The 23,026-nt window shown below is 64.5% G+C and carries 25 protein-coding genes and 1 tRNA gene; 12 read left to right on the top strand and 14 right to left on the bottom strand.

Features of this window, described 5'->3' with window-relative positions:
- On the bottom strand, positions 1-1,212 hold the full coding sequence (locus RGUI_RS17310; RefSeq protein ID WP_081535246.1) for an ABC transporter substrate-binding protein: 1,212 nt from the start codon (positions 1,210-1,212) through the stop codon (positions 1-3).
- Between the two features lie 156 nt (positions 1,213-1,368).
- Between RGUI_RS17310 and RGUI_RS17315 the strand changes: the two genes are divergently transcribed.
- On the top strand, positions 1,369-1,911 hold the full coding sequence (locus RGUI_RS17315; RefSeq protein ID WP_081535248.1) for an MOSC domain-containing protein: 543 nt from the start codon (positions 1,369-1,371) through the stop codon (positions 1,909-1,911).
- Between the two features lie 59 nt (positions 1,912-1,970).
- On the opposite strand, the gene RGUI_RS17320 is transcribed toward RGUI_RS17315, so the two are convergent.
- From RGUI_RS17320 to ectA, 4 genes are read right to left on the bottom strand one after another with little or no spacing between them, the layout of a single operon-like run.
- Complete coding sequence (locus RGUI_RS17320) at positions 1,971-3,410, bottom strand: aspartate kinase (protein WP_081535249.1); 1,440 nt, start codon at positions 3,408-3,410, stop codon at positions 1,971-1,973.
- 44 nt (positions 3,411-3,454) lie between these two features.
- Complete coding sequence (locus tag RGUI_RS17325; RefSeq protein WP_081535250.1) at positions 3,455-3,850, bottom strand: ectoine synthase; 396 nt, start codon at positions 3,848-3,850, stop codon at positions 3,455-3,457.
- A gap of 4 nt (positions 3,851-3,854) precedes the next feature.
- Positions 3,855-5,144, bottom strand: a complete 1,290-nt coding sequence (gene ectB, locus RGUI_RS17330; RefSeq protein ID WP_081535251.1) for a diaminobutyrate--2-oxoglutarate transaminase — start codon at positions 5,142-5,144, stop codon at positions 3,855-3,857.
- Between the two features lie 60 nt (positions 5,145-5,204).
- Positions 5,205-5,687 (bottom strand): diaminobutyrate acetyltransferase, encoded by a 483-nt coding sequence (ectA, locus tag RGUI_RS17335; RefSeq protein WP_156883103.1) that lies wholly within the window; start codon positions 5,685-5,687, stop codon positions 5,205-5,207.
- Between the two features lie 316 nt (positions 5,688-6,003).
- Here ectA and RGUI_RS17340 point away from each other — a divergent pair, with 316 nt between their 5' ends.
- The 7 genes from RGUI_RS17340 to RGUI_RS22240 all read left to right on the top strand — a co-directional run bounded on the left by RGUI_RS17340 (position 6,004) and on the right by RGUI_RS22240 (position 10,655).
- The gene (locus RGUI_RS17340) at positions 6,004-6,492 is read left to right on the top strand and encodes a MarR family winged helix-turn-helix transcriptional regulator (RefSeq protein WP_253798590.1); all 489 of its coding nucleotides are present in this window, start codon (positions 6,004-6,006) and stop codon (positions 6,490-6,492) included.
- Positions 6,493-6,729: 237 nt separating this feature from the next.
- On the top strand, positions 6,730-7,362 hold the full coding sequence (locus RGUI_RS17345; RefSeq protein ID WP_081535257.1) for an ATP-dependent Clp protease proteolytic subunit: 633 nt from the start codon (positions 6,730-6,732) through the stop codon (positions 7,360-7,362).
- A gap of 143 nt (positions 7,363-7,505) precedes the next feature.
- Entirely contained in the window at positions 7,506-8,774 is a 1,269-nt protein-coding gene (gene clpX / locus RGUI_RS17350) for an ATP-dependent Clp protease ATP-binding subunit ClpX (protein WP_081535259.1), read from the top strand.
- A 6-nt stretch (positions 8,775-8,780) separates the two neighbouring features.
- Positions 8,781-9,188, top strand: a complete 408-nt coding sequence (locus RGUI_RS17355) for a RidA family protein (protein WP_081535261.1) — start codon at positions 8,781-8,783, stop codon at positions 9,186-9,188.
- 61 nt (positions 9,189-9,249) lie between these two features.
- On the top strand, positions 9,250-9,633 hold the full coding sequence (locus RGUI_RS17360) for an NADH:ubiquinone oxidoreductase subunit NDUFA12 (protein ID WP_081535263.1): 384 nt from the start codon (positions 9,250-9,252) through the stop codon (positions 9,631-9,633).
- A gap of 3 nt (positions 9,634-9,636) precedes the next feature.
- Entirely contained in the window at positions 9,637-10,101 is a 465-nt protein-coding gene (mlaD, locus tag RGUI_RS17365) for an outer membrane lipid asymmetry maintenance protein MlaD (protein ID WP_081535265.1), read from the top strand.
- Positions 10,098-10,655: a DUF2155 domain-containing protein gene (locus RGUI_RS22240; RefSeq protein ID WP_253798592.1), complete on the top strand. Its 558-nt coding sequence runs from the start codon at positions 10,098-10,100 to the stop codon at positions 10,653-10,655. Before mlaD ends, RGUI_RS22240 begins: the two co-directional genes overlap by 4 nt.
- Here RGUI_RS22240 and aat read toward each other — a convergent pair.
- Genes aat through accB form a run of 3 tightly spaced genes read right to left on the bottom strand, consistent with a single transcriptional unit; the run spans position 10,619 to position 13,152 of the window.
- On the bottom strand, positions 10,619-11,266 hold the full coding sequence (gene aat / locus RGUI_RS17375; protein ID WP_081535267.1) for a leucyl/phenylalanyl-tRNA--protein transferase: 648 nt from the start codon (positions 11,264-11,266) through the stop codon (positions 10,619-10,621). The two genes, RGUI_RS22240 and aat, sit on opposite strands and share 37 nt — an antisense overlap.
- Positions 11,267-11,297: 31 nt before the next feature.
- Complete coding sequence (accC, locus tag RGUI_RS17380; protein WP_081535269.1) at positions 11,298-12,647, bottom strand: acetyl-CoA carboxylase biotin carboxylase subunit; 1,350 nt, start codon at positions 12,645-12,647, stop codon at positions 11,298-11,300.
- A 13-nt stretch (positions 12,648-12,660) separates the two neighbouring features.
- A complete protein-coding gene (accB, locus tag RGUI_RS17385) occupies positions 12,661-13,152 on the bottom strand; it encodes an acetyl-CoA carboxylase biotin carboxyl carrier protein (protein ID WP_081535271.1) in 492 nt (163 codons plus the stop codon).
- A gap of 472 nt (positions 13,153-13,624) precedes the next feature.
- Here accB and RGUI_RS17390 point away from each other — a divergent pair, with 472 nt between their 5' ends.
- On the top strand, positions 13,625-14,776 hold the full coding sequence (locus tag RGUI_RS17390) for a radical SAM protein (protein ID WP_081535273.1): 1,152 nt from the start codon (positions 13,625-13,627) through the stop codon (positions 14,774-14,776).
- 29 nt (positions 14,777-14,805) lie between these two features.
- Here RGUI_RS17390 and RGUI_RS17395 read toward each other — a convergent pair whose 3' ends face one another.
- The 6 genes from RGUI_RS17395 to RGUI_RS17420 form a co-directional block, all read right to left on the bottom strand.
- Positions 14,806-15,378 (bottom strand): YceI family protein, encoded by a 573-nt coding sequence (locus tag RGUI_RS17395; protein WP_156883018.1) that lies wholly within the window; start codon positions 15,376-15,378, stop codon positions 14,806-14,808.
- 60 nt (positions 15,379-15,438) lie between these two features.
- Positions 15,439-15,512 (bottom strand) — tRNA-Gly (locus RGUI_RS17400).
- Between the two features lie 50 nt (positions 15,513-15,562).
- Positions 15,563-17,596: an ASKHA domain-containing protein gene (locus RGUI_RS17405; protein WP_081536153.1), complete on the bottom strand. Its 2,034-nt coding sequence runs from the start codon at positions 17,594-17,596 to the stop codon at positions 15,563-15,565.
- Position 17,597: 1 nt separating this feature from the next.
- The gene (locus RGUI_RS17410) at positions 17,598-18,557 is read right to left on the bottom strand and encodes a methyltetrahydrofolate cobalamin methyltransferase (RefSeq protein WP_081535277.1); all 960 of its coding nucleotides are present in this window, start codon (positions 18,555-18,557) and stop codon (positions 17,598-17,600) included.
- Between the two features lie 8 nt (positions 18,558-18,565).
- Positions 18,566-19,480: a 5,10-methylenetetrahydrofolate reductase gene (locus RGUI_RS17415; RefSeq protein WP_081535279.1), complete on the bottom strand. Its 915-nt coding sequence runs from the start codon at positions 19,478-19,480 to the stop codon at positions 18,566-18,568.
- On the bottom strand, positions 19,449-19,802 hold the full coding sequence (locus RGUI_RS17420) for a virulence factor (RefSeq protein WP_081535281.1): 354 nt from the start codon (positions 19,800-19,802) through the stop codon (positions 19,449-19,451). The genes RGUI_RS17415 and RGUI_RS17420 overlap by 32 nt, the downstream gene beginning before the upstream one ends.
- A 400-nt stretch (positions 19,803-20,202) precedes the next feature.
- Here RGUI_RS17420 and RGUI_RS17425 point away from each other — a divergent pair, with 400 nt between their 5' ends.
- The 3 genes from RGUI_RS17425 (at position 20,203) to RGUI_RS17435 (ending at position 23,014) form a co-directional block, all read left to right on the top strand.
- On the top strand, positions 20,203-20,958 hold the full coding sequence (locus RGUI_RS17425; RefSeq protein WP_081535283.1) for a hypothetical protein: 756 nt from the start codon (positions 20,203-20,205) through the stop codon (positions 20,956-20,958).
- 128 nt (positions 20,959-21,086) lie between these two features.
- Positions 21,087-22,199: a Ppx/GppA phosphatase family protein gene (locus RGUI_RS17430; RefSeq protein WP_081535285.1), complete on the top strand. Its 1,113-nt coding sequence runs from the start codon at positions 21,087-21,089 to the stop codon at positions 22,197-22,199.
- A gap of 83 nt (positions 22,200-22,282) precedes the next feature.
- Complete coding sequence (locus tag RGUI_RS17435; RefSeq protein WP_081535287.1) at positions 22,283-23,014, top strand: RlmE family RNA methyltransferase; 732 nt, start codon at positions 22,283-22,285, stop codon at positions 23,012-23,014.
- The last annotated feature ends 12 nt before the right edge of the window (positions 23,015-23,026 follow it).

Raw genomic sequence — 23,026 nt, forward strand, 5'->3', positions numbered from 1 at the left:
TCAGTCGGCCCCGCCGAAACGGGCGGTCCAGTCGGCCTCGATCCGTGTCATCCAGGACGGGTGCGGCTCTGGCAGGGTGGGGCCCAGATCCTCGGGCGTCAGGGTTGCTATGCCAAGGTCCAGCGCGTCGAAGCGTGCGCGATCCTCGGGTGAAAGCTTGTCAAGCGCCAGCACGGTGCCGTAGCCCAGAACCGCCGGGTCCTGTGCCCGGGCCTGTGCCTCGGGCGAGAGCAGGAAATTGGCCAGCACCATCGCGCCCGCCTTGGCGGTGGCATTGTACGGGATCGCGACAAAGCTGGCATTGCCGATGGTGCCGCCGTCCAGAACAAAGGTTCTGACGGTGTCGGGCAGTTGCCCGTTGGAAATCGCGGTGGAGGCCTCCCCCGGGCTGAAGGAAATCGCCAGATCGATCTCGCCATCGGCCATCAACTGGATCTGCCGCGGCCCCGTCTGGGGATAGGCCCGCCCCTTGCGCCACAGGTTGGGTGTCAGATCCTCAAGAAACTGCCAAAGTGGGGCGGTTACCATGGCGTAGTCGACCGCGTCGACCGGCCTCTGCAAAAGGACCGGATCGGGAACCAGACCGTAGAGCGCCTGTTTCAGAAAGGTCGTGCCAAGAAAATCCGGCGGCTGCGGAAAGGTGAAGCGCCCGGGATGGGCCTGCGCCCAGTCCAGCAGTGCCGCCATGTTGCGGGGCGGGTCGGGCAAACGGGCGGTGTCGTAGTAGAAGACGACCTGCGCCATCGCCCAGGGACTTTCCAGCCCCTCGGTTGGCACGGTGAAATCCGACACAACCGCAGGCTTGCCCGCAACATCCACCAGCGGCCAGTTTGGCAGCGCCGCCACCCACGGGCCGAACAGCAATCCCGCCTCTTTCATCGCCGCGAAATTGGCCCCGTTGATCCAGATCAGGTCGACGGCGCCGCCGTCATCCCGCCCCGCGGTCTTTTCCGCCAGCACCCGGCTGACCGCATCGGCGGTGTCGGCAAGTTTTACATGCTCGACCCGGACGCCGTACCGATCTGCCACGCGATCCCCCGCCCAGCGGATGAACGCGTTGGTGGCGGTCGATCCTGCCCAGGCATTCCAATAAACGGTTTGCCCGCGGGCCTCGTCCAGAATGGCGGGCCAGTCGTCGGGGTCGGGTTCGGCCAGCGCCGGGGCGGCAAAGACGCAGGCGAGAAACATCAAGAGGCGGGCGATTGGGCGCATGGGAAACTCTCCTCCGGTCGTCGCGGAAAGTTATGCCAAGGCTTCGCCGCAGAATGAAAGCACCCGTCGGAAAAAACCGCGTGAACGGCGCGCAATTGTTCGGATCGCTGCGGCATGCTAGGGGCGGTGGCAAAGGCGGGCACGGGGGAACGGGCGATGACCGGAACGGTCGTATCTGTGGCACGGGATGGAGCCCACCGGTTTTCCAAGACAGTCGTGGAGCGGATCGAACTGATTGCGGGCGTCGGTGTGGCGGGCGATGCCCATGCCGGCGAAACGGTTCAGCACCGGTCCCGCGTCCGGCAGGACCCCAGCCAACCCAATCTGCGTCAGGTGCATCTGATCGGGGTGGAACTCTTCGACGCGTTGGCGACCAAAAGCTTCGACATCGCACCCGGCGATCTGGGCGAGAATATCGCGACGCGCGGCATAGACCTTTTGACCCTTCCGGTCGGAACGCGCCTTGGGATCGGATCTGACGCGGTCGTGGAACTGACCGGTTTGCGCAACCCTTGCCAACAGATCGAGGATTTTCGCCCCGGGCTCCTGGATGAAGTGCTGGAGCGTGGACCCGGCGGGCATCTGATCCGCAAGGCGGGTGTCATGGCCATCGTCCGCGAGCCCGGCGTTGTCGTACCGGGCGATCGGGTTTCGGTGACGCTGCCCGCCCCGCCGCACCGCGCACTCGAACGGGTCTGAGACGTGAAAACGGCCCTGCCGGATGACAGGGCCGTTTCCTTTCACGATTTCGGATCAGGTCATGCCGCCAGACGCGGCAGGGACTTTTTTTCCTCGACCAGCACTTCGTGCAGGGCGCGGATGGCGGCCTCCATCTGCCCGCGGGGCACGACGAACTGGGCGTCGACATCGCGGGTGGTCTGCTGAATGGCGACAAGCTCGATATCGGCGGCCTCCAGCGCAGCAAGCCCGCGGGAAAGCACCTTAAGCCCCGAAATGTCGCGCCCGATGGCGGCGACGACCGCCAGATTGCGCGCCTGAAGCGAGGCGGTGGGGTAGCGCTGTTCCAAATCCCGCTCCACCCGGCGCACGGATTTCAGCGGTGCGTCAAGGTAGTGGGTGATCGTGTTCGCGTTCGAGGTCTTGGCCACGATCCGCACCTTGTGCCGGGTCAGGACCTCCAGGATGGCCGTATCATAGCCCTTTACGCCGACCATGTCCTGCTCGAACAACTCAAGCGCATAGACGCCCAGCCCCGTGACCATTTCGACCCGCGCATGGTCGGCGGCGGTGTCGTCGATCAGGGTGCCGGGATCGTGCGGCTCGAACGCGTTCGTGACGCGCAACGGGATGCCAGCCTGCCGCAGCATCTTGGCGGCTTTGGGGTGCACTGCCTCCATCCCCATGTTCGACAACTGGTCGGCGACGTCGTAATTGGTGTGGCCGAGCTTCACCACCGCGTCGGCGCCCACCAGTTTCGGGTCGGCAGAGGACAGGTGGAATTCCTTGTGAATGATCGCCTCGCCCGCCCCGGTCAGCGCCGCGATCTTCGAGAAGGTCACCTCGGAATAGCCGCGATCGAATTCCTGCATCAACCCTTCGGTGCATTGGGCATAGCCGGTGACGATGGGCATCTCGCGCGTCAGGTCGACATCTCGCAGGCCTGCGACGATGCGCTCTTCGAGGGTGTGTTCGCCCTCATCGCGCCAGCCTGACAGGTCGACGAACCGCGCGTCTACCCCGGCGCGACGCAGCATCAGCGTGGTGGCAAAGGCGGAATGTGCCTCGCCCAGACCGGACAGCAGTTCGCGGATGATGTTCATATGACTGGCCAGCCGGAAATGCCCGTAAGAGCACAGCCGCTGCAAATCGATCAGGCAGGACCGCGCGCCCTCGATCCGCTCGCGCACGAAATCATCGGCAGAGGCCACGTCGGCGGGATGCTCCAGCACTTGCCCATGTGCCTCGCGCATGGCATCGGCCACGCGGTTCAGCGCATCCGACCAGCCCTGGTCGTTGTCGGCATTGGCGAACAGGCCATAGACGCCCGGCTCTCCGGTCTTCTTGTGTTCCAGCAGCAGGTTGGTGATGCCACCGAAGGCCGACACCACGAAGACGCGGTTGTATCGGTCGGCCGGGGCGCGATCCCCGATGAAAAGCGTATCGCGCAGTTCATGCACGCGGCTCATCGAGGTGCCGCCGATCTTCTCGACGGTGTGAAATTTCTTGGTCACTGTCATGTTTCGCGCCCGGGTTGGCCCCGGTGCGCGCCTCTTGGGAAAGGTTATTCCGCGGCTTCCGACGGCGGCGCGTAGGACCCGTCCTCGCGGTGCACCTCGGTGCCGGTGACCGGCGGGTTGAAGCAGCAGGCCATCACGAGGTCTTCGTCGGCGCGCAGCGTGTGCCGGTCATGCTGGTCGAGGGCATACATCACGCCGGGGCGGATCTCGAAGGTCTCGCCGCTGGACAGGTCGGTGATCGCACCGCGGCCCGAGATGCAGTAGACGCTCTCGAAATGATGCTTGTAGTGGAAGCTGTGCTCGCTGCCGGCATTCAGCGTGGTGATGTGGAACGAAAACCCCATCCCGTCATTGGCCAGAAGCATCCGCACGCTGGTCCATTGGGCATCCGACACCGCGCGCGGGCCATCTTTGAGCTTGTTGAAATCACGAACGATCATGCGCTTACTCCGCAGCCATGGGGAAAGGGACGAGTGCCTCCACGGCGGCCTCCAGAATATCGAGGCCGGCCTTGAATTGCTCCATCGGGATGGTCAGCGGCGCCAGGACCTTGACCACCTCGTCATGGGCGCCGGAGGTTTCGATGATCAGACCGCGGCGGAACGCCTCGGCACAGATCTGCCCGGCAAGTTCGCCGTTGCCGACATCGACGCCACGCATCATGCCACGCCCCTTGATTGCCGCGCCCTCGATCCGGGCGGCGATCCGGTGCAGCCGTTCCTCCAGCACCTGCGATTTCAGCGCGATCTGGTTGCGCAGCTTGTCGTCGGACCAGAATTTCTCCAGCGCGACCCGGGCGGTGACGAAGGCATGGGTATTGCCGCGGAAGGTGCCGTTGTGTTCGGCCGGCTTCCAGATGTCCAACTCCGGCTTCAGCAGCATGCAGGCAAAGGGCAGGCCAAAGCCCGAAAGCGACTTGGCCAGCGTGACGATGTCGGGTTCCACCCCCATGTGGTCGAAGCTGAAGAAGCTGCCGGTGCGCCCGATGCCCGCCTGAATGTCATCCACGATCAGCAGTGCGCCGTGCTCCTTGGCAAGGCGGGCCAGTCCCTGCACCCATTCGCAGGAGGCCGCGTTCAGACCGCCTTCGCCCTGCACCAGTTCGACGACGAAGGCTGCCGGCGCCTCGATCCCCGAGGACGGGTTGGACAGCATCCGGTCGATATGATCCAGCGTGTCAAAATCGTCACCCATGGAGTTTTCGAACGGCATATGCGTAACGTCAGGCAGGGACACGCCGCCCGCGCCCGCACGTTTCCCCAAATTCCCGGTCAGCGCCAGCGAACCGAGGGTCATGCCGTGGAACCCGTTGGAGAACGCGATGACGTTCTTGCGGCCGGTGACCTTGCGGGCCAGCTTGATCGCGGCCTCGACCGCGTTAGTGCCGGTGGGACCGGTCATCATCACCTTGTGGTCCATCCCGCGCGGATTCAGGATGATGCTTTCGAAGGCTTCCAGAAATGAGGCCTTCTCCTCGGTATGCATATCGAGGCCATGGGTTACCCCGTCACGGCTGATATGTTCGATCAGCGCGGCCTTCATGTCCGGGTCGTTGTGGCCGTAGTTCAGCGACGAACAGCCGGCGAGGAAATCGATATAGGTGTTGCCCTCGGCGTCCGTCAGGGTTGCCCCCGCGGCCTTCGCAAAGCTGACCGGGAAAGTGCGGCAGTAAGAGCGCACCTCGGATTCGCGGCGCGCATAGATGTTGGGTTCGGCTGTCTTGACAGTCGACATGTGATTTTCCTTCGGTTCTGAAAGATATTCCGGGACGGGCCAGGTCTGGGACGGGCCGGATCAGGCGGCCAGCGGCAGCGCCTCGGCCAGCGAGATCGTCACCATATGCTCGGTGGCGTGCTTGCCCTCGAAATGCGTGTCCCGCGTGAAGTGCGGCTCATCGGTCAGCCGTGCCCCAAGTCGGCGGGCAAAGCTGCGGAAGAGCGCCCAAGAAGCCTGATTGTCCGGCGTGATCGTGGTCTTCAGGCGGAACACGTCCGCGCAGGCCTCCCGCTCCAGCAATGCGAGCAGCATCCTGCGGCCAAGCCCGTGACCGCGCGCCTTCTCCGACACAGCGACCTGCCAGACAAACAGCGTTTCGGGGTCGTTGGGCAAAACATAGGCGGAAATCCAGCCCACGATCTGTCCGTCCATCTCGGCGACGATGCAGGTGTCGCGGAAATGATCGCATTGCAGCAGGTTGCAGTAGAGCGAGTTCTCATCAAGCGGCTTGCAGGCACGGATCAGCGACCAGACGGCAGCCCCGTCTTCGTCTGTCGGCATGCGAAAGGTGATCGGTGCCGTCGACGTGTTCTTTGTAACTGAAACTGTGTCAGCCATGTGATCTTGAATCCTGTCCTCTTTCGGTTGCACGCTCAGATATAGTTAGTCACACGAAATTTCAATAGGCTAAGGAAGTAAGCGTAACATATCCGCGCATGCCTGAAATTTATGCATGTAAGCGTTAATGTCTTTTCTTCGACTGTCATCTTACTGTGACGTTCCCGGCGGAACTTTGCTTAGATAAGCAAAACGCAAAGACTTGCCTTTCATATCCGGTTGGGGGATGCACGCGGTCAGTTCCGGTGGAGTGGAAAGCGTGAATCGTTCCGATATCAGCCTGATTGCGTTGCGCCGCATCCTACGCGCGACCGAGCTTTACGGGCGTGAACTTGCACGGGCGGCCGGCTTGACGCCGGTTCAGATCCGGGTGCTTCAGGTGGTTGCGGAAACGGGCAAGAGTACGCCCAAGGCAATCGCCGCGCGCATGGGTGTTTCGCAGGCCACGATCACCACGCTGATAGACCGTCTCGTGGCCAAGGGGCTGGTTGAGCGTCAGCGCTCCGACACTGACCGGCGACAGACCAACATCCTGATCACCCCGGCCGGGCGGCAGGCCATCGACCGTGCCCCCGATCCGCTGCACGACCGCTATGTCGCGGCGTTCGAGGCGCTGCCGGATTGGGAGCAGGCGATGCTGGTCGCCGCGCTGGAACGGGTCGCCGGGTTGCTGGATGCCGGCAATCTGGATGCGGCCCCGGTTCTGGACCTCGGCGACATCAACAAGAAGCACCTGCCACCGACGTGACCGCATGACTCCTGTCGCATGTGCTCGGATGTCGCCACCCGGGTGCGAGAAAGGATTCGTTTACGTCTTGGCGACTATGCTGCTTCATTGGGCGGGACGTGTCCGGTTGCGCACCGCTATCAACCTCAACAGACGAAAAGCGAGTCGCGCTCTTGCAGGTAAAACGGCACGAAACTAAGACTCTGATGAAACCTCAGGGCGACCATCACCCCTGACACCATCCAGAGGCAGGCAAACATGACCGATCCGATCGAGCACTACATGAACAACCTCGTTCCCATGGTGGTCGAACAGACCTCGCGCGGAGAGCGGGCCTACGACATCTTCTCGCGGCTTCTGAAAGAGCGGATCGTCTTCGTGACCGGCCCGGTGCATGACGGAATGTCCAGCCTGATCGTCGCGCAGCTTCTGCATCTTGAGGCCGAGAACCCCTCGAAAGACATCTCGATGTACATCAACAGCCCCGGCGGCGTGGTGACCTCGGGCCTGTCGATCTATGACACGATGCAGTACATCAAACCCAAGGTGTCCACGCTGGTCATCGGTCAGGCCGCCTCGATGGGGTCGCTTCTGCTGGCCGCGGGGGCGCCCGGCATGCGGTACTCCCTGCCCAACTCTCGCATCATGGTGCACCAGCCCTCCGGCGGATATCAGGGGCAGGCGACCGATATCATGATCCATGCGCAGGAAACGCAGAAGCTGAAAGACCGGCTTAACCAGATCTACGTGAAACACACCGGGCAGGAATTCCAGGCAGTTGTCGATGCGCTTGAGCGCGATAACTTCATGGATGCCGAGACGGCAAAGGACTGGGGCCTGATCGACGAAATCGTCGAAAGCCGCATGGCGGTGGAAGGCGAAGCGGGCTGATGCCGGCCGGGCCCGCGCCCGGATTTAGGCATTGTGCCCCAAAACGTCCTGCCCTACCCTGACAGGTGGGGCAGCGAAACTGGGGCAAAAGCCCACACCTGCCGCGAGGGACGCGGCACACAGGACGACCGCAGAGGACCGACATGGCGACGAATTCAGGCAGCGACTCCAAGAACACCCTCTACTGCTCTTTCTGCGGGAAGAGCCAGCATGAGGTGCGCAAGCTGATCGCCGGCCCCACGGTGTTCATCTGCGACGAATGCGTCGAACTGTGCATGGATATCATCCGCGAGGAAACCAAGACCTCGGGGCTGAAGTCCTCCGAAGGGGTGCCCACGCCCAAGGACATCTGCGAGGTGCTGGACGACTACGTGATCGGACAAGCGCATGCGAAGCGCGTTCTGTCGGTGGCGGTCCACAACCACTACAAGCGTCTGAACCACGGCGGGAAGTCGGGCGATATCGAACTGGCCAAGTCGAACATCCTGCTGATCGGCCCGACGGGGTGCGGCAAGACCCTGCTGGCGCAAACGCTGGCCCGTATTCTTGATGTGCCCTTCACCATGGCCGACGCCACCACCCTGACCGAGGCCGGTTATGTGGGCGAGGATGTCGAGAACATCATCCTGAAGCTCTTGCAGGCCAGTGAATACAATGTCGAGCGTGCACAGCGCGGCATCGTCTATATCGACGAGGTCGACAAGATCACGCGCAAGTCCGACAACCCCTCGATCACCCGCGACGTGTCGGGCGAGGGCGTGCAGCAGGCGCTTCTGAAGATCATGGAAGGCACGGTTGCCAGCGTGCCACCGCAGGGCGGGCGCAAGCATCCGCAGCAGGAATTCCTGCAGGTGGACACGACCAATATCCTGTTCATCTGCGGCGGTGCCTTTGCCGGTCTTGAAAAGATCATCGCCCAGCGCGGCAAGGGCTCTGCCATCGGCTTCGGCGCCGATGTGAAGGAAGAGGACAGCCGCGGCATCGGCGAGATGTTCATGGAGCTGGAGCCTGAGGACCTGCTGAAATTCGGGCTGATCCCTGAATTCGTTGGCCGTCTGCCGGTGATCGCGACTCTGCAAGACCTTGATGAGGACGCGCTGGTCCAGATCTTGACGGAGCCCAAGAATGCTCTGGTCAAACAGTATCAGCGCCTCTTCGAACTGGAAGACACGCGCCTGACCTTTACCGACGATGCGCTGTCGGCAATTGCCAAGCGGGCCATCGAACGGAAGACCGGTGCGCGGGGCCTGCGCTCGATCATGGAGGACATCCTGCTGGATACCATGTTCGACCTGCCCGGCATGGAAGGCGTTGAAGAGGTCGTGGTGAACGAAGAGGCCGTGGCGTCCGAGGCTGCACCGCTGATGATCTACGCCGATCAGAAAAAGAAGGAAGGCGCCACCGCGGGCTGACGCCCGATGCTACGCCTGATTTCGTCGGGGTTCCCCTTTGAACGGGACATCGGCTATTCCCGGGCGGTGGTCTGCGACGGGTGGATCTTCGTCGCGGGCACGACGGGATACGACTATTCAACGATGTCGATGCCCGAAGGCGTGGTAGATCAATGCGCCAACGCGCTTGGGACCATCGCAGCCGCCTTGGCGGAGGCTGGCGCGACGCTCGATGATGTGGTCCGCGTGCGCTACATCCTGCCCGATCGGGCGGGCTGGCCCCTTTGCTGGCCGGTCGTTTCCGAGGCGTTCGCCAAGGCGCGGCCCGCGGCCACGATGCTCGTCGCCGGGTTGCAGGAATCGGAAATGAAGATAGAGATCGAGGTGACCGCGCGGTTGCCCGCCGCGGCCGCGGGCGCGGGCCCCATATCCTGACGGCCCTCTGGACGTTCGCGCGCGCATGCGCCATATCAGGGTAAATTCTCGGGAGGACCGCATGGGCGTGATCGATGGCCTTTTGAAATATGTCACCTGGTGGAACGATCAGACCGTGGGCACGCGTCTGTTCACCGCGCGCTATGGCACGAAGGTCGGCGAGGATGAGCAGGGCAACGTCTTCTACCAGTCTCGTGACGGCAAGCGCCGCTGGGTGATCTATAACGGTGAGGTCGAGGCCAGCCGCGTGTCGCCCGACTGGCATGGCTGGCTGCATCACACCTATGACGCCCCGCCGACCGAGGCACCGCTGCCCAAGAAGGCCTGGGAAAAGCCCCATACCGAAAACCTGACCGGCACGCCGATGGCCTATGCCCCCCCGGGCTCCATCCGCCGTCCGGAGCCTGCCAGTCGGCAGGATTACGAGGCATGGCAACCGGAATAGACAATGGCTGAAAACAGCTCGACCGAAGTTCTCGTGGGCGGTGCCGTTCTGGCGCTGGCGATAGGTTTCTTTGTCTATGCAGGAAACGCGACCGGGTTGGGCGGTGGCGCTGCCGACCATTACGACCTGACGGCAAGCTTCCGCTCGGCCGAGGGTGTGTCGCTTGGCACCGATGTCCGGATGGCCGGTGTAAAGGTCGGGTCGGTCACCGGGCTCGATCTGAACCCGCAGACCTTCCGTGCCGACGTGACCTTCACGGTGAAGAACGGGATCGAACTGCCCGATGACAGCACCATCATGGTGTCGTCCGAAGGCTTGCTGGGCGGCACGTTCGTCGAGGTCGTGCCGGGTGGCTCTCCCTTCAACCTGGCCGCCGGGGACGAGGTTCTCGATACGCAGGGCGCCGTCAGCCTGGTGACGCTTCTCCTGAAATTCTTCGCCGGTTCGGGTGAGGACGGCGGAACATGATCGGCCGGGGTGCGATCGCAGCCCTCCTGCTTCTGGCGCCGGCGCTGTCGGCACAAACCGTGTGGGACCCCAATAGCTGGACGCCGGAGGGGTGGGAAGAAAACCCGTTGATCGGCCAACCGCTTCGGGAGGAGGGCGCGGACCCCCTGCAAATGGAGACGGCCGGCCCTCGTGCGCGCCCGCTTGACCGGTTGGAGCGGGACGACCCGTTGGTCATGTCGCAGTCGCACAATGAGAAGACGACCGCGCTTCTGGCCGAAGTGGCCCCGAGCGGCGCGACCTTGCGGGCCTTGGACCGGGTGTCGGGCGAAATCAGGGACCTGGCCCTCCAACCGGGTCAAACCGCGCGGATCGGCAAGCTTGAGGTGACGCTGCAGGAATGCCGCTACCCGGCGGACAACCCGGCGTCGGATGCCTATGCCTATGTCGATATCGTGGAAATGCGGGCGGCCGACTGGCTTTTTTCCGGGTGGATGCTGGCCTCCAGCCCAGCGCTGAATTCCCTCGATCACCGGCGCTATGACGTTTGGGTCCTGCGCTGCAATATGACCTGAGGATCGTCCGGAACCGGGCCGGGTCGGCTGAAATCGGCGTCTTCCTGCAAGGCCGCATCTAAAAGCAGCATGTAGTCCTCGTTCGGGATTTCCACGGCGCCGAGGCTTTGCAGATGCGGGGTCAGGAACTGGGTGTCGAACAGTTCGAATCCGCCGTGCTGCAACCGGTGGATCAGATAGGCCAGCGCGATCTTTGAGGCGTCCGTGCGCCGGGAGAACATGCTTTCCCCAAAGAAGGCGGCGCCCAGCGTCACGCCATAGACTCCGCCCACCAGATCGTCGCCGTCCCAAACCTCAAGGGAATGGGCGTATCCCATCGCGTGCAGTTGCAGGTAGAGATCGAAGATCGTGTCGTTGATCCATGTCTCCTCCCGGTCGGCGCAGCCCTCCAAAACATTGGCGAAGTCGGTATTCGTCCTGATCTGGAAGGGCTGTTGCCGAATACGCCGCGCAAGGCTGCGCGAGATATGAAATCCGTCCAACGGAAAGATGCCCCGCAACTGCGGCCGCACCCAGAAGATTTCGGGGTCGTCGCGTGTACGCGCCATGGGAAAGACGCCCGCCGAATAGGCACGCAGCAAGATCAGCGGGGTCAACCGGTCGGCCTGCATCACATCGCTCTCACGGGCAAGGACGCAGGGGTCAGAGGTCCGGGCCGGACTCCAGCCAGCGTTCCAGCCAGTGGATGTTGTAGTTTCCGCTCAGAATGTCGGGTTCCATCAGCAGCGCGCGGAACAGTGGCGCAGTGGTGTCCACGCCATCCACGATCAATTCACCCAAGGCCCGGTTGAGCCGCGCCAGCGCCTCGTTCCGGTCACGGCCATGCACGATCAGCTTGCCGATCAGGCTGTCGTAATAGGGCGGGATCGAATAGCCGTCGTAAAGGGCTGAATCCATCCGCACGCCAAGACCGCCGGGGGCGTGATAGGCCGTGATCTTGCCCGGCCGCGGCGAGAAATCGGGCAGGTGTTCGGCATTGATCCGCACCTCGATCGCGTGGCCGTTCAGGTCCAGGTCTTCCTGTGCAAAGGACAACGGGAAGCCTTCGGCAACGCGGATTTGCTCGCGCACCAGATCGACGCCGAAAATCGCCTCGGTCACGGGATGTTCAACCTGCAGGCGGGTGTTCATCTCGATGAAATAGAACTCGCCGTCTTCGAACAGGAACTCGATCGTGCCGGCGCCCACATAGTTGATGCGGGCCACGGCATCGGCACAGATCTTGCCGATCCGGGCGCGGGTTTCCGCATCGATGACGGGCCCCGGCGCCTCTTCGAAGACCTTCTGGTGGCGGCGCTGAAGGGAACAGTCGCGCTCACCCAGATGAACGGCGTGGCCCTTGCCATCCCCGAAGACCTGAATCTCGATATGGCGGGGCTTGCCGAGATATTTCTCGATATAGACCTCGTCATTACCGAAGGCCGATTTCGCTTCGGCCCGGGCGGTCTGGAAGGCATGTTCCAGATCGTCCGCGGTCTTTGCCAGTTTCATGCCGCGCCCGCCGCCGCCGGCGGTGGCCTTGATGATGACGGGATAGCCAATATCGGCGGCCACGGTCTTCGCCGTCTCAAGATCGGGAACGCCGCCATCGGACCCGGGCACACAGGGAACGCCCAGCGCCTTCATGGTTTCCTTGGCGGTGATCTTGTCGCCCATCATGCGGATATGTTCGGCAGACGGGCCGATGAAACTCAGCCCGTGATCCTCGACGATCTGCACGAAGCGGGCGTTCTCGGACAGAAAGCCATAGCCGGGATGGATCGCCTGTGCCCCGGTGATTTCGCAGGCCGAGATGATCGACGGGATGGAGAGGTAGCTGTCGGTGCCGGGCGGCGGGCCGATGCAAACGCTTTCGTCGGCCATGCGTACATGCATCGCGTCGGCATCTGCGGTCGAATGAACCGCGACCGAATGGATGCCCATTTCCCGGCAGGCCCGGATCACGCGCAGGGCAATCTCGCCACGGTTGGCAATGAGGATCTTGTCGAACATGGGCGCGGCTGCCTTATTCGAGGATCATCAGGGGCGCACCGAATTCCACGGGGGCCCCGTCTTCGACCAGAATCCGTTTCACCGTGCCTGCGCGGGGTGCCGCGATGTGGTTCATCGTCTTCATGGCTTCGACGATCAGCAGGGTCTGACCTTCGGTCACCGTGCTTCCGACACTGACAAAGGCGTCTGCCCCGGGTTCGGGTTGCAGATAGGCGGTACCAACCATGGGCGAGGTCACGGCGCCAGGATGCTGTGCGGGGTCCTCTGCGGCTGCGGGCGCCGGGTCGCTCGCCGCGACGGGGGCCGGGGCTGGCGGCGTGGGCGCATAGGCTGCGGGCATCGGCATGGCCGGAGCAACGGTGACGGCCCGGGAGACATGCACGTCAAGACAGTCGGCCTCGCCATACTCGCGTTTGACCGACAACTCCGTCAGGTCGTTGGCGTTCAGAAGCTCTGCCAGCGCCTGGATGAATGCCACGTCTTCTTCGCGGGAGTTCTTGCTCATTCCGTCCTCTTTCTTTGCGGGATGCCGCGTCCCGGGATTTTCGGCCTTATACGCGACGCATCAAGGCGATGAAAGCTGGCATTGCAGCCTGCGCCCGTCCCGTTTTGGGCCGGCCCCTCGTTCTGACGGCACCTCAGGCGGGGCACCGGGCCAAGGGGGCAGTCAGGGTCTTGCAGCGTGGTCGACGGCATGGGTTCACAGGAAATCAAGACTTTCGAAGAAAGCCATGCGGCCTGCTTCGAATCGGTTAACGGACCGTACGTTGCGTCATTGACCAGACACAATCCCTTTACCGTCGCAGTCTTGCGATGGGGCGGGGCCAAGGCTGTCTGGCTTGGTGCGCCCCTTGATCTGCCGGTGCGAATCGAGGCCGGGTGTGTGCGGCCATCCCCTTCCTGAAACCGGACATTGATCCGCAGCTTGGAACTGACCTAAGGTGCTTCGGAACAGGAAGAAAACGGGAAATGCGCCCATGTCGAACCGGCAGGCCGGTTTCGTCGCGCCTGCGTCGCGCGCGGCAAGCGAAGATTTATCACAGGCAGGCGGGGCCGGGGACGCAGAGGGCGCGGAGCGCGCCACCGACGATGGCACCGTTTCAGGGGCGTCCGGGGTGTTGCAAGAGATCGCGATCGAACTGACCACGAAATGCAACCTCTCATGCGAGATGTGCAGCATGTGGGAAGGTCGCCGAGACGGGCTGGCCCGCGAGACGATTTTCGACCTGTTGTCACAGGCACGCGATCTGGGTGCGCACACCTTCACGCCCCTTGGGGCCGAGATCTTCATGCGGAAAGATACTCCCGCAATCCTGCAAGAGGCCGCGCGGCTGGGCTATCGCAAGATCAGGATCGTGACCAATGGCATGCTGATCGCGCGCCATGCCATGACGCTGGCCGAGCTTCCGGGGCTGTCGCTGAATGTCAGCATCGATGGGCCTGAGGCCGTGCATGACAGTCTGCGTGGATCGGGCAAGTATCGCGCCGCGCTGATCGGGGTGCGGGCCGTGCTGGCCCGGCGCATCCCGGTCGGTCTTCAGGGCATCCTGATGCGCCCGACATTGGCGACCTCGGGGCATCTGATCGATCTGGCGGGAAAACTGGGTCTCACCGGTGTGTCCTATCAGCCGTTCCTGCCCGATCTGGCCTGGACCCAGCCGGATCATTCCCGATGGCTGTTCAAGCCGGAGGACCGGGACAGTGTCGTGCGGTCCGTCGACGGGCTTCTTGAAAAGGCGCACAAGGCCGGTGTGCCGATCCGGACCGAGGCGCTTTTCCCGGCGCTGGAGCCCTATTTCATGTCCGGTGTCCGTCCCGTTCCGCCCGGTGGCTGCCGGGTGCCGTCCCGCGCGGTTCTGATCGACGGGGAGGGGGAGTGCTTCCCCTGCCACTTCATGCGCGACCGCTCCCTTGGCAATGTCGCAAAGGGCGTGCGGTTGCGGGATATATGGCAAGGGCCGATGCGGCGGCGGATGCAGGAACAGGGCCTTTCCGGCCAGTGCCCCGGCTGCCTGTCGGTCTATTCCGATGTCGACGGGTTTGCGATGTCTCATGGTGGCGGCGCGGGGCGCACCTGTCCCGACGACCAGTCTTCGGTCCAACACGGCGCGCATGCGCTCAGCCGTTAAGCTGCCTGCCGGACCGTTCCGGTCCGCGGTCACTCTGCCCGTGTCAGCCGGACAAGGATGGTCAGGTTGACCTGATCGCCGACAAGACCGCTCCATCCATCCGCGCCGAAATCGCTGCGATTCAGATGACCGGTCAGACGCACGGACAGGCGGGATAGATCGTCCGGCTCCTGCCCACGCTGTCGATAAAGGCGCGCGTCAAAGGCGATTGGACGGGTCTGTCCGCGAAGGGTGATCTCGCCCGACACACGCCCGACAGATCCGTTGAACGCCATCTCGCGGCTTTGAAACGTGATGGCTGGAGATGCCCCCGCATTCAGAATGCCCGGCCCGCGCAAGGCCCGCGTGGCCAGCGGGAAATTCGCCTTGGCCTGCCGGCTGTTCAGGGTCACCGATATCCGGCTGTCGGGCGGCTGCACCAGATCAAGCAAGACATCCGCAGACGCAACCGGGATCGTCCCGGTCAACCTGTCGGCCCCGAAGGCGGCGTCGAAGGCAAAACGCGACCGGTCCCGGTCAAGGGCATAGCGTGAGGGCTCTGCCAAAGCAGCCGTGCAGATGAGGAGGGGCAATGCAAGGACAGACAGGGCCGGGCGGATCATGCCACAGATGTAGAGCACTGGGCCCAACGTTCACAGGCATATCCAAAACGGGAATTCAACTGGAGCGGGTGAAGGGAATCGAACCCTCGTCTTAAGCTTGGGAAGCTCCTGCTCTACCATTGAGCTACACCCGCCCGAGTGCCGTGTCAGGTAGCCAATGCGCGGGCCTGCGTCAAGCCCCACATCAGGGACGGCGGCGTCGACGGCCCGTCCCGGCCCCGGTGTTGAAATCGACCTGCGGCAGCGGCGCGACGGCCGCAAGGTTCGGGAACGGGTCGGATGCGTGGGGCAGGGCATTGGCGGCGACGAAATGGTCTTGAAACCGGGGTTCGACGGCGGTTTCGACCTTTTCGATCCGGCGGACATTCTCCTCTACCAGCCGCCGGGCGCTCCGGGAACACAGCGCAATGCGCGCGCCCGTGCCTGCCGCATTGCCGGCAGAGCGCACCTTGTCCAGTGGCACGTCCGGGATCATGCCCAGCGCCATGGCATGCTGCGGGCTGATATGCGCCCCGAAGGCGCCGGCCAGCACGATCCGGTCCACCCGGCTGACCGCCATCCGGTCCATCAGAAGGCGCGCGCCTGCGTAGAGCGCCGATTTGGCAAGCTGTATCGCGCGGATGTCCCCCTGCGTGACCGTGATCCGCGGGCCTCCCTCTGCCGTGGCGTCGTGCAGGAGGTAGGCGTTGGTTCGTCCCTCGGGCACGCAGCGCGCGCTGCCGGTCTGCTCTGCCGATCCGATCAGGCCAGAGGCATCGACCAGACCCGCCATGCGCATTTCGGCCACGACCTCGATGATGCCCGATCCGCAGATGCCGGTGACGCCGGCCGGCCCGACCGCCTCGGCAAACCCGGCCTCGTCGGACCACAGATCGCAACCGATAACACGAAAGCGCGGCGCCTTGGTCGCGGGGTCTATGCGCACCCGTTCGATTGCACCGGGGGCGGCGCGCTGGCCGGAGCTGATTTGCGCGCCTTCAAAGGCCGGGCCGGTGGGCGAGGAACAGGCCAGAACCCGGTCGCGATTGCCAAGCAGGATCTCGGCATTGGTGCCGACATCCACGATCAGGACCAGATCGTCAGACGTCTCTGGCGCTTCGCTCAGCGCCACCGCGGCGGCATCCGCCCCGACGTGGCCCGCGATCAGCGGAAGGACATAGGCGCGGGCCGCGGGGTTGATCGCCGTCAGTCCCAGATCGGCGGCAGGCAGATCGAGGCTGCCGGAGGTTGCAAGCGCGAAGGGTGCCTGCCCCAGTTCCACCGGGTCGATGCCCAGGGCCAGATGGTGCATGACCGGATTGCAGACGACCGTTGCCTCGACAATGAGACGCGGATCGATGCCCGCCTCTTGCCCAAGGCCGCGGGCGAGGTCGTCGAGAGCGCCGCGAACGGCAACCGTCATCTCTGCCGCGCCGCCGGGGTTCAGCATCGCGTATGACACCCGGCTCATCAGGTCTTCCCCAAACCGGATCTGCGGGTTCATGATCCCGGCCGAGGCCCGGACCTCACCCGAGGACAGGTCTGTCAGATGTGCCGCGATGGTGGTGGAGCCGATATCGACCGCCACCCCGAAAAGCGGCCCCTCGAAATAGCCGGGCCAGATGTCGAGGATCGCGGGGGCGGAACCGGCCTGCGCCTCGTGCACCGCCACGGTGACCTGCCAGCCCCCCTTGCGCAGGGCGGGTTGCAAACGGGCCAGAACGGGCAGGGGCGCGGTGGCGGGGGCGATCCCCCATTGTGTCGCCAACGCGTCGTTCAGCCGCTCCAGATCGCCCGAGGGTGCATGCATGTCGGGCTCTGCCACCTGTACCAGAACCAGCCGCGTGGCCGGGTCCATCTCGACGCTGCGCGCCTCTGCGGCCTTGCGCACGACCTGCCGGTGCAACTGGCTTTCGGGCGGCACATCAATCACGACGTCTGACAGGATCTGTGCCTGACAGCCCAGCCGCCGGCCCGGTTTCAGCCCGCGCTTGTCGTCATAGCGCTGTTCTACCGCGTTGAAGGGCGACAGCGCGTCCGCCGTCACGGTCACCCCATGCTTGGGGAAGTTGCCGATGGCGGGGGCCACCTGGCATTTCGAACAGATGCCACGCCCGCCGCAGACGCTGTCGAGATCGGCGCCCAGCGTTCGCGCGGCCTGCAATACCGTCGTGCCGGGGGCCACGCGGCCCCGCTTGCCCGAGGGCATGAAGATGACAAGCGGGTCGCCGTCGCTCATCTCAGCCCCGGCGGCGCCGCCGTCCACCGCGCCCGCTGCCGGCCTCGGCCGCGGCCTTCGACGCGTCGGGGAAGGGCGTGCCCTCGGCCACCGCGTCCAGCACGCGGGAAAACCCGATCCATGCCGCCCCGTTCGCGTCGTGGTTCATCAGCAGGTTCGCGGCGCGGATCGCCTCCATCTCCACCGGCCGTGTGGGGTTCATGATCGCGCTGGTCATCCCCGCGCCAATGGCCATGGGCAGAAATGCCGCGTTGATCCCGTGCCGATGCGGCAGGCCGAAGGACACGTTCGAGGCGCCGCAGGTTGTGTTCACGCCCAACTCGTCCCGCAATCGGCGGACAAGGGCAAAGACCTGCTGCCCGGCCGTCGCCATGGCGCCCACCGGCATCACCAGCGGATCGACGACAATGTCATGGGCGGGGATGCCGAAATCGGCGGCACGTTCGACGATCTTCTTGGCCACGGCGAAACGCACATCGGGGTCTTCGGAAATGCCGGTGTCGTCGTTGGAAATCGCCACCACCGGCACGTTGTATTTCTTCACCAGCGGAAGAACCCGCTCCAGCCGCTCTTCCTCCCCGGTGACGGAGTTCACCAAGGGTCGCCCTTCGGCCACCTCAAGCCCGGCCTCAAGCGCGCCCGGCACACTTGAATCGATGCACAAGGGAACGTCGACAAGGCCCTGAACAAGCTCGATCATCTGCCGCATCAGCGGTGGCTCGGTCAGGTTCGGATCGGGGTTCGAATTGTAGACGACCCCGGCGTTCACATCCAGCACCGCCGCCCCGCAGGCGACCTGTTCGATGGCGTCTTTCTCGACGGTCGAGAAATCGCCGGCCTCCAGTTCCGCGGCCAGCTTCTTGCGGCCGGTGGGGTTGATGCGTTCGCCGATCACGCAGAACGGCTCGTCAAAGCCGATGGCGACGGACTTCGATTTGGACTCCAGGACGGTGCGGGTCATGTGGTTCCTCAGCTTGCCTGTGCCGGGGCGAGACCGTGACCGGCCAGCCAGTCGGCACTGGTCTTGATGCCGCCAAGCGGGAAGAAATGCACGCCCTCAATCGGGAAGTCGGGCCGTTTGGCCGCGGCCGTGGCCAGATCGGTCAGGAACTCGTCCGGGGTGAAGGGCAGCACCAGCTTTGATACATCGCGCGCGCGCCGTTGCAGCACTTTCAGCGACGGGCCGACGCCGCAGGCTACGGCGAATTTGACTAGCGTCTGCAACTTGGCCGGCCCCGCCACGCCGATGCGGATCGGCAGGGCGATCCCCTCTGCCCGCAGGCGGTCGGCCCATGCGATCACCGGCGCGGCCTCGAAGGCGAACTGGGTGACGATGGCCATCTCGGCGTCGGTGCGCTCCGAGAACGCCTGTTTCCAGCGCAGCGCCTCCAGCACCAGCCGGTCCGATCCGTCCGGGTCGATGTCTCGGCTGCCTTCGGGGTGGCCGGCCACATGCAACGCGCTGAACCCCGCATTGTCGAACAGCCCGGTCTCCAGCAACTGCATGGAGCAGTGGAACGCGCCCCGGGGATGCGGGATGCCGCCGCCAAGGATCAGGCCCTGCCGCACGTCGGCCTCCCCCTGATATCGTGCGATCCAGTCCGCCAGCGTCGCGGCATCGGGGATGGAGCGGGCGGGGAAATGCGGCATCGGCTCGAACCCCTCCGCACGCAGGCGCGCGGCCGTGGCCACCATGTCTTCGATCGGGGTGCCGTCGAGATGCGCGATGTAGATGCGCGTCCCCGCGGGCAGAAGCGTGGCGAAGTCGTCGATCTTCGACGCCGTCCGCGGCATCACCTCGACCGAGTAGCCTTGAACGAAGCCGGTCAGCGGCCCCGCCACCGTTCGCCGGTCAATCCGCTTCCCGAACTGCAGAATTCCCATCGTCGTCTCCCAAAGCCCCAGTGTCCCGTTCCCACCCGGACGCTGCAATCAGCGCCTTCAGACGTGCGTCGTCATAGTCTGCGGCGATCCGCTGCGCCTCGGCATCCGCCATGGCGGCGGGGTCGCCCTCGACCGTCTGTGGGGGGCTGCGCCGCCATTCGGCCAGATAGGCATCGCTGTCCTTTGCGCCCATGGCCATGGCGCAGCGGTCGATCGCCTGCTCAAACCGCTCGGGCAGCACCCGCTTTTCCGCACGCCGGCCCCGCCCCACGATGATCTGCGCGGGAATGTCGCGCCAAAAGACGATGGTCAGATCCGCCATCCGATTCCCCTGTTTCTTAGACTGCTTTTAAATCGACGCCTTGCCGTAGCATCGGCGGTTTTCGACGCGATAAATGCAGGTTGCGACCTTGGGGCATTTCCTTGTTCTCGGGCAGTGGGAACTGCCGCGGCATCGGTTGTCGAATCGAACGGCGCGGTCACGGGCGAACCCGATTGTGACGACTCGCGGAAACGGTGTGGGCCGAAGGACGGGCTTGTTGCCGCTTCCGACCCGAAACATGGTTGACGGAGTGAAGACTTTGGCAATTTCGCGGCCCTCGTTGCATATTCTTGTGACGTAAGCGGACGAGGGGCGCGTCCGCAGGTTACGGTCGGGGCCAGGGTGAGGCCCCGGCAGGTGCATTGGCGAATGGCGCCATGCCCGTTACCCGGAGACGGAAATGAAACGCAGACTGGTGCTGGTGGCGGCATGCGCCCTGGCGATGGGCCCTCTGTTTCACTGGGGGGGCGAAATTGTGGAGTTGCAGGCGGTTCGCAACCTTGAGGAGATTGCCGTTCGTTATCCGGCGGCGGCGGACATGCCCCGCTTGGGTGTCGGACTGCCGTTCGTCGCGCCCGAGATGCTGCTTGCCGACGACATGGCATCCGGTCTGGGCATTTGCGTCAGGCCCGTCGGCCCCGGCATGTGTGACCGGCTGCCGGTTGTCGCCATCGACGATGCGGCGCTGATCCCCCCGCATCGGACGCGTCCCCAGATCGCCGGTTGGCTGGCCGATCCGGCGCAGACGGACGCCGACGGCCCGTCGGTCGGGTACATGGCGGCGGTCTCTGGCCCGTTTGGGCCCTTGAGCGGTGGCGAAGGGGAGTGGTCAGGCGATCCGGCGTGGCTTGAGGGCGCAGACGCATCCGGCGGGGCGCCTTATCGGCCCGGTGCCGGTACGCTGCCTGATGTATCGGGTCCGTCCAAACCGTTCGTTGTGGCACGCCATTCCGGTTCGGGGACCGCACCGCAGGGCGTTGTGTCGTCGGGTCTGTCGAACGATGGTGGGTCCGCGCCACTCGACCCGGGGCCGGAGGTTGTCGAGACTGTTCTGGAAACCCAACAGCCCGAGGTCGTCCCGCTGCCGCAGGCGCTGCCCCTGATGCTGACCGCGCTTGTGGGCATCGGGCTTGTGCGGCGCAGACGGCGGGCCTGACCGCCGGGTGGAGGCCCGTCGCGGGCGCAAGCCGGGCCCACGGTTTGTGTCGTGCGGGCCATCTGCGGCATTGCGCCCGGGGCAACTGGTCGCTACCTTGGGGATAACTCGATCTGGAGGGCGATCCGATGGCGCCCAAGCGTCCGAATGGTGCGGGCGCGTTCCCGAAGGCGGTTGATACCCCCGCGCCATGTCCGCCTGATCCGGCGTCGCTTTACGCTGCGCTGGATTTGGGGACAAACAGTTGCCGCATGCTGATTGCCCAGCCGAAGGGCAGTCAATTCCATGTCGTGGACAGCTTTTCCAAATCCGTACAACTGGGAACCGGGCTGGAATCGTCCGGACGGTTAAGCCGCGCCTCCATCGGCCGGACGGTGCAGGCCCTGCGCATCTGCAAAAGCAAGCTTGAGAAGCACTCGGTCGAACGCATGCGGCTGGTCGCGACAGAGGCCTGCCGCAGGGCGATCAATGCGCGCGAATTCATCAAGATGGTGCGCCGCGAAACCGGGCTGATGCTGGAAATCATCGAGCCCGAGGAAGAGGCCCGGCTGGCCGTGGTCGCCTGCGCGCCCTTGGTGTCCACCCGCACGCGGCAGTTGCTGGTGGTCGATATCGGCGGCGGCTCCACCGAACTTGTCTGGATCGATCTGTCGGCGGTCCCGCGGCAGGAAAGGCCCCGCGCGATCATGCGGTTGCATGCGGGCTTTCACACCAAGGACAGCCCGTTCCCCGCCGCCCGTGTGGTCGACTGGATCTCGGTCCCCCTTGGCGTGGCGACGCTGAAAGAGCAGTTCGACGATGTCGAGGACGACCACGCCCGGTTCGCGCTGATGAGCTGGTTCTTCGAGGAAAACCTTGCCGAATTCGCCCCGTATGAGGTGGAGCAGGCACGCGAAGGGTTTCAAATCATCGGGACGAGCGGCACGGTCACGACCGTGGCCGCCAGCCATCTGGGTCTGCGCCGTTATGATCGGACCAAGGTCGACGGGCTGCGCATGACCTCTGCCCAGATCGACAAGGTGATCCGCAAATATCTCGATCTCGGCCCCGACGGGCGGCGCGCGGACCCGCGCATCGGGCGCGACCGGCACGCGCTGATCATGTCGGGCGCGGCGATCCTGCAGGCCCTGATGCGCGTCTGGCCCACCGACCGGATGAGCGTGGCCGATCGCGGCCTGCGCGAGGGGTTGCTCTATGCGCAGATGAGTGCCGATGGCGTGCTGGAAGACGGTCCCTTCTAGACGGCACCGTCGCGGCTGTGGCAGAGGTCGGTCTTTGGGTGTCTGACCCAACAAGAAGCATCAGGCGAAGGCGCGGGAACGGCATGGCACAGGGCAAGGGCAGCAGCGGGCGCGGGCAGCGCGATCTGAAGGTCAAAGTAAAGACGGCGCGGGGGCGCAGGCTGTCGTCAACCCGTTGGCTGGAGCGGCAGTTGAACGACCCTTACGTGAAACGCGCAAAGGCCGAAGGCTATCGCGGGCGCGCGGCGTTCAAGATCCTCGAACTGGACGAAAAGTACCGCTTCCTCGTGCCCGGGGCGCGGGTGGTCGATCTGGGCTGTGCGCCCGGTGGCTGGTGCCAGGTGGCGGTGAAACGGGTGAACGCGCTGGGCGAGCAATCCGGCAAGGCGGTGGGCACCGTTCTGGGCGTCGATCTGCAAGAGGTCGAACCGATTGCGGGCGCCGAGATCCACCAGCTCGACTTCATGGAAGACGACGCCGACGCGAAGGTCAAGGCATGGCTGGGCGGCCCGGCCGATGTGGTGATGAGCGACATGGCTGCCGCCAGTTCCGGGCACAAGCAGACCGACCACTTGCGGATCGTGGCGCTGTGCGAGGCCGCGGCGGACCTGGCCTTTGACGTGCTGGAAGAGGGCGGGACCTTCGTTGCCAAGGTTCTGGCCGGCGGGGCAGAGGGCAGCCTGCAGACGCTTCTGAAACGGCGCTTCGACAAGGTCGCGAATGTGAAACCGCCGGCCAGCCGGTCGGACAGTTCCGAGAAATTCGTCGTCGCCACCGGGTTCCGGGGCCGTGGTGACGGGGACGCGTCCGCCTGACCCGGTCGACCT

Source organism: Rhodovulum sp. P5, assembly GCF_002079305.1.
In the GTDB taxonomy this organism is placed as follows: domain Bacteria; phylum Pseudomonadota; class Alphaproteobacteria; order Rhodobacterales; family Rhodobacteraceae; genus Rhodovulum.

What these genes read in the sequence shown, in the direction of transcription:
- aat (WP_081535267.1), bottom strand. Translation starts at nt 11,266, where the DNA reads ATGCAGGCCGACCGGTTGACCCCGCTGATCTTGCTGCGTGCCTATTCG.
- RGUI_RS17435 (WP_081535287.1), top strand. Translation starts at nt 22,283, where the DNA reads ATGGCACAGGGCAAGGGCAGCAGCGGGCGCGGGCAGCGCGATCTGAAG.
- RGUI_RS17345 (WP_081535257.1), top strand. Translation starts at nt 6,730, where the DNA reads ATGACCGATCCGATCGAGCACTACATGAACAACCTCGTTCCCATGGTG.
- RGUI_RS17360 (WP_081535263.1), top strand. Translation starts at nt 9,250, where the DNA reads ATGGGCGTGATCGATGGCCTTTTGAAATATGTCACCTGGTGGAACGAT.
- RGUI_RS17310 (WP_081535246.1), bottom strand. Translation starts at nt 1,212, where the DNA reads ATGCGCCCAATCGCCCGCCTCTTGATGTTTCTCGCCTGCGTCTTTGCC.
- accC (WP_081535269.1), bottom strand. Translation starts at nt 12,647, where the DNA reads ATGTTCGACAAGATCCTCATTGCCAACCGTGGCGAGATTGCCCTGCGC.
- ectB (WP_081535251.1), bottom strand. Translation starts at nt 5,144, where the DNA reads ATGTCGACTGTCAAGACAGCCGAACCCAACATCTATGCGCGCCGCGAA.
- RGUI_RS17395 (WP_156883018.1), bottom strand. Translation starts at nt 15,378, where the DNA reads ATGATCCGCCCGGCCCTGTCTGTCCTTGCATTGCCCCTCCTCATCTGC.
- RGUI_RS17315 (WP_081535248.1), top strand. Translation starts at nt 1,369, where the DNA reads ATGACCGGAACGGTCGTATCTGTGGCACGGGATGGAGCCCACCGGTTT.
- RGUI_RS17420 (WP_081535281.1), bottom strand. Translation starts at nt 19,802, where the DNA reads ATGGCGGATCTGACCATCGTCTTTTGGCGCGACATTCCCGCGCAGATC.
- RGUI_RS17320 (WP_081535249.1), bottom strand. Translation starts at nt 3,410, where the DNA reads ATGACAGTGACCAAGAAATTTCACACCGTCGAGAAGATCGGCGGCACC.
- RGUI_RS17355 (WP_081535261.1), top strand. Translation starts at nt 8,781, where the DNA reads ATGCTACGCCTGATTTCGTCGGGGTTCCCCTTTGAACGGGACATCGGC.
- RGUI_RS17415 (WP_081535279.1), bottom strand. Translation starts at nt 19,480, where the DNA reads ATGGGAATTCTGCAGTTCGGGAAGCGGATTGACCGGCGAACGGTGGCG.
- accB (WP_081535271.1), bottom strand. Translation starts at nt 13,152, where the DNA reads ATGAGCAAGAACTCCCGCGAAGAAGACGTGGCATTCATCCAGGCGCTG.
- RGUI_RS17430 (WP_081535285.1), top strand. Translation starts at nt 21,087, where the DNA reads ATGGCGCCCAAGCGTCCGAATGGTGCGGGCGCGTTCCCGAAGGCGGTT.
- RGUI_RS17410 (WP_081535277.1), bottom strand. Translation starts at nt 18,557, where the DNA reads ATGACCCGCACCGTCCTGGAGTCCAAATCGAAGTCCGTCGCCATCGGC.
- ectA (WP_156883103.1), bottom strand. Translation starts at nt 5,687, where the DNA reads ATGCCGACAGACGAAGACGGGGCTGCCGTCTGGTCGCTGATCCGTGCC.
- mlaD (WP_081535265.1), top strand. Translation starts at nt 9,637, where the DNA reads ATGGCTGAAAACAGCTCGACCGAAGTTCTCGTGGGCGGTGCCGTTCTG.
- RGUI_RS17390 (WP_081535273.1), top strand. Translation starts at nt 13,625, where the DNA reads ATGTCGAACCGGCAGGCCGGTTTCGTCGCGCCTGCGTCGCGCGCGGCA.
- RGUI_RS17425 (WP_081535283.1), top strand. Translation starts at nt 20,203, where the DNA reads ATGAAACGCAGACTGGTGCTGGTGGCGGCATGCGCCCTGGCGATGGGC.
- RGUI_RS22240 (WP_253798592.1), top strand. Translation starts at nt 10,098, where the DNA reads ATGATCGGCCGGGGTGCGATCGCAGCCCTCCTGCTTCTGGCGCCGGCG.
- RGUI_RS17405 (WP_081536153.1), bottom strand. Translation starts at nt 17,596, where the DNA reads ATGAGCGACGGCGACCCGCTTGTCATCTTCATGCCCTCGGGCAAGCGG.
- RGUI_RS17325 (WP_081535250.1), bottom strand. Translation starts at nt 3,850, where the DNA reads ATGATCGTTCGTGATTTCAACAAGCTCAAAGATGGCCCGCGCGCGGTG.
- clpX (WP_081535259.1), top strand. Translation starts at nt 7,506, where the DNA reads ATGGCGACGAATTCAGGCAGCGACTCCAAGAACACCCTCTACTGCTCT.